This window comes from Microcystis sp. M53603_WE2 (assembly GCF_030065435.1).
Genome location: NZ_JASJFF010000328.1, coordinates 1 through 4,171, shown reverse-complemented (window position 1 = coordinate 4,171; position 4,171 = coordinate 1). Strand labels below are relative to the sequence as shown.

The 4,171-nt window shown below is 37.2% G+C and carries 4 protein-coding genes; all 4 read left to right on the top strand.

Annotation, left to right across the window (positions count from 1 at the left end):
- The first annotated feature begins 177 nt into the window (after positions 1-177).
- A complete protein-coding gene (locus PX481_RS07130) occupies positions 178-1,548 on the top strand; it encodes a DNA cytosine methyltransferase (RefSeq protein ID WP_288094141.1) in 1,371 nt (456 codons plus the stop codon).
- A 215-nt stretch (positions 1,549-1,763) separates the two neighbouring features.
- Positions 1,764-2,651, top strand: a complete 888-nt coding sequence (gene yhdJ / locus PX481_RS07125) for an adenine-specific DNA-methyltransferase (RefSeq protein WP_147068786.1) — start codon at positions 1,764-1,766, stop codon at positions 2,649-2,651.
- Positions 2,632-3,750, top strand: coding sequence for a hypothetical protein (locus tag PX481_RS07120; protein WP_002751176.1), 1,119 nt, complete (start codon positions 2,632-2,634; stop codon positions 3,748-3,750). Before yhdJ ends, PX481_RS07120 begins: the two co-directional genes overlap by 20 nt.
- A gap of 59 nt (positions 3,751-3,809) precedes the next feature.
- On the top strand, positions 3,810-4,171 hold a 362-nt coding region (locus PX481_RS07115), incomplete at its 3' end, for a GTP-binding protein (protein WP_288094139.1).

Below are 4,171 nucleotides of genomic sequence, written 5' to 3'. Positions count from 1 at the left end.
TCAGTTATCAGTTCACTGAGAAAACTCCCCACACCCCACACCCCACACCCCACACCCTCTTTCAAGTCAGGAGACAGGAGATTTGCAGGAGGTCTCTAGAAAAAAACTCTTAAGTTATACTAAAATAGTTAGTACAGATAGGCATCTTCCCAGACGGTGAAAAGGAATTATTTACCCTTGAAAACCACAGTTAAAGTCAGCACACAAACCCAATTACCCCTACATCTAGTTATCACCCATCCCCAGTATCGTTTTATCGATTTATTCGCGGGAATCGGTGGTTTTAGAATCGCTTTGGAGAAATTGGGAGGACGTTGTTTAGGCTATTCAGAAATCGATAAACAGGCCATCCAAGTTTATCAACAGAATTTTATTAGCTATCTCAACAGCGATGAAATTGCTTTCGGAGATGTGAGTAAAATTAGCAATTTACCCGATAATCTGGATCTTATTGTCGGCGGCGTTCCCTGTCAACCTTGGTCGGTGGCGGGATGTTTACGGGGATTTGAGGATCCCCGGGGAAAACTCTGGTTTGATGTGATTAAATTAGTCCAGAAAAGTCAACCCAAAAGCTTTATTTTCGAGAATGTCAGTGGGTTGGCTAGTCCTCGCAATCGGGAGAATTTACAATTAATTATCGATGAATTAACCAGCTGTGGTTATCAAGTTTACTGGCAGTTATTAAATGCCTACGATTTTGGTTTACCCCAGAATCGCGAGAGAGTTTTTATCGTAGGAATTAGAAAAAATATAGATAACTATGAGCGGTTTAAATTTCCTTTACCTTTGGGTATCCATCCCAAGGTTTTAGATATTTTAGAAGACATCAAAAATATTCAACCCGTCGAGAAAGTTAAGTTATCAGCAGATACTTTATTTAATGGTTTTGTTCCTCCATCGAGAACTCGTTTTCAAAAAGAAGATGAATTAAATGACTTCTTTATTTTTTCTGATTTAAGAAATGGCCACACAACTATTCATTCTTGGGATATTATCAAAACTACGGAACGACAAAAAAGTATCTGTTTAGCTTTGCTGAAATTAAGACGCAGTAAAAAGTATGGCGAAAAAGATGGTCATCCCGTGGCTTTTTCTGCTTTTTTGGAAATTATACCCGACCTAAAAATCGAGGAACTCAATCAGTTAGTTTCTCTCGGTATTTGTTGGCAAACGCAGGAGGGTAAGTATGAATTTATTAACTCGAAAAATATGACAGGAATTAACGGCATTTATCGGATTATTTTACCGACGGCCGATATTATTCCTACCCTAACCGCTACGGGTGCTAAAGATTATATTGCCACTATTTCAATTACCGCTACTCATCCCCAAGAATACAAACAATTGTTTTTAAAGAAAATCTATAAACCCAAAAAGTTTCGAGAAATTACTCCCCAAGATGCGCGTAAATTACAAGGATTCCCCGATAATTTTATCTATCATCCACAGTCAGCTATCGCTAAAAAACAATTCGGAAACGCTGTTCCTATAACTGTAGTGGAAGCAGTGGCTAGAAATTTACTAGAAATAATTCGTCCCGATTATTAGACTGCGGGATACTGACTCATCTTAAAATATTTAAAGGCTTAAAAATCCAAGTTTTTGTTGTGGGGAGTCGGTCGTCAGAAGTCGGTCATCAATACCAAATTAGGTTATACTTCATTTTTATGAGAAAGTCTGTAAACTATACTAATTGCTAAGGAGGTTAAAAATTGACACATTTCCTAGTAAAAATCTAACTACTTTAAATTGAAAAAATGATCATGTTTAAACGATACGAAGCTGATGAACAAGTTATATTTCATGGTGATTCTTTGCCGATTTTATCCAGTGAGATTGCCTCTAATTCTGTAGATCTAATTTTTCTCGATCCTCCCTATAATATAGGTAAGCATTTTGCCGATTTTTACGACAAATGGGAATCGGAAAATGATTATATAAATTGGGCAAATCAAATTCTTGATCAGTGTCTTCGTATCTTGAAACCCCAGGGAACATTATATGTTATGGCCAGCACTCAAGCAATGCCTTACTTTGATCTTTACTTAAGACAAAAAATGACGATTCTTAGTCGCATTATCTGGCATTATGATAGTTCAGGAGTACAAGCAACAAAATATTTTGGTTCGATGTATGAACCAATACTTCACTGTGTGAAAGATAAAAATAATTACACTTTTAATTCAAAGGATATTAAGATAGAAGCAAAAACCGGAGCAAAACGAAAACTAATTGATTATAGAAAAGCGATTCCCAGTCAATACAATACAGAGAAAGTACCGGGCAATGTCTGGTATTTCCCTAGGGTAAGATATCGCATGGATGAATACGAAAATCATCCCTCACAAAAACCTGAATCATTGCTAGAAAGAATTATTTTGGCCAGCACTGACAAGAGTGGAATTGTGCTTGATCCCTTTGCAGGAACTTTTACAGCTGCAGCTGTAGCTAAACGTTTGGGAAGAATTTCTATTAGTATAGAATTACAAGAGGAGTATTTAAAAATTGGTCTTCGACGGATTCTCGGATGGCAAGAATACAAGGAAGAAAAGTTACTACCACCTCAAAAAAGCTATAGTAGAAAAAGCGAAAATAAACAAGAATCTAACTTTGTACAGGAGAGTCTTTTCGATGTCGATAGTCAAGCATGAATTCACCAAGATAATTATTAAAATTATCGATAATTACTTTCCCAATCAGGGAAATAGCATTTTAAATGCTAGTGAGTTATTGCAATATTTGAACATTAAAACTAGAGCCGCTAATCGAGGTTCTAAATCCCGAGCAGGATTGGCTAACCATTATGCCATTTATGTTTTAGTGGAAGACTATATTAATAATGAGTTTCATCTTAAGGATGGATACGACGAGTATCAAGGCGCTCAGTATATGACACTTTTTCGCAGGCAAAGGGAGCTTCCTTTTGGCGATAAATTACAAAATCATGCTCTCAATCATCGATTAAATCAGGAATTTAAAAAGTATTTTCCTACTTTATCTTATCTGCCGATAATTAGAGATGTTAAAACCAATAGATACTGGATTAATGAGAATCTAATTAAGTTTTATCTAGAGGGTAATCAAGTTAATATTGCGCCAGTGATTATAGATATAATTGATGCCTATGTGCAAACAAGACAAAAAGCATTTAATCAATTTATCAGCTATTGTCAACAGATGATTGATATTCAACAGCAAGATCCCCAGAAAGCCATTGAATTTATTCGGAGTTTACTCAGACCAAACATTGATGCTAGAGTTTTTGAGATTGTCAGTTATGCAATTCTTAAAGAGTATTATGGGGAACAGAAAATATATTGGGGATGGTCGCCTGAACGCTTAAACTCTGAATACTTACTTTTATATAAAACTGGTCGAACAAATGCCAATGACGGGGGGATAGATTTTGTCATGAAACCCCTAGGTCGATTTTTTCAAGTTACGGAAACGATAGCTGCTGATAAATATTTTTTAGATATTGATAAAGTGCAAAAATATCCCATTACTTTTGTGGTTAAAACCGAGCAGACTTGCGAGGAAATTTTAGAAAAAGTTGCGGAGCAAGCTAAGATAAGATACAAGATCAGGGCAATTGTCGAAAGATATCTAGAATCGGTAGAGGAAGTGATCAATATTCCCGAATTAATCAACCGTTTTGAGCGGGTTTTAGCTCAAGGTAAAGGAGGAGCGGTAATTGCAGAAATGGTTTTACAGAGCCGGATTGAGTTTAACCTAGAATCAGAGCCATAAAGATATCTAACTCCCCAGCTAAACTAGAATAGAAAGATAGGAAAGCGATCAAAATTAGAATGACGACCGAAATTGAAAAAGAACTAGAAACCGGCGAAGCTGTCTTGGAAAAACGGCGAAATTTTGCCATTATCTCCCACCCTGACGCGGGAAAGACCACCCTGACCGAAAAACTGTTACTATACGGGGGTGCAATCCATCAAGCGGGTGCAGTCAAAGCAAGACGCGACCAACGCAAGGCCACCTCCGACTGGATGGAAATGGAAAAACAACGGGGAATTTCGATTACTTCCACGGTTTTACAGTTCGATTATCGTGATTTTCAGATTAATCTCCTCGATACTCCCGGCCACCAAGATTTTAGCGAAGATACCTATCGTACCCTAGCCGCTGCCGATAATGCGGTGATGTTAATCGACGC

Coding starts and splice junctions, on each gene's coding strand:
- yhdJ (WP_147068786.1), top strand. CDS start 1,764: ATGTTTAAACGATACGAAGCTGATGAACAAGTTATATTTCATGGTGAT.
- PX481_RS07120 (WP_002751176.1), top strand. CDS start 2,632: ATGTCGATAGTCAAGCATGAATTCACCAAGATAATTATTAAAATTATC.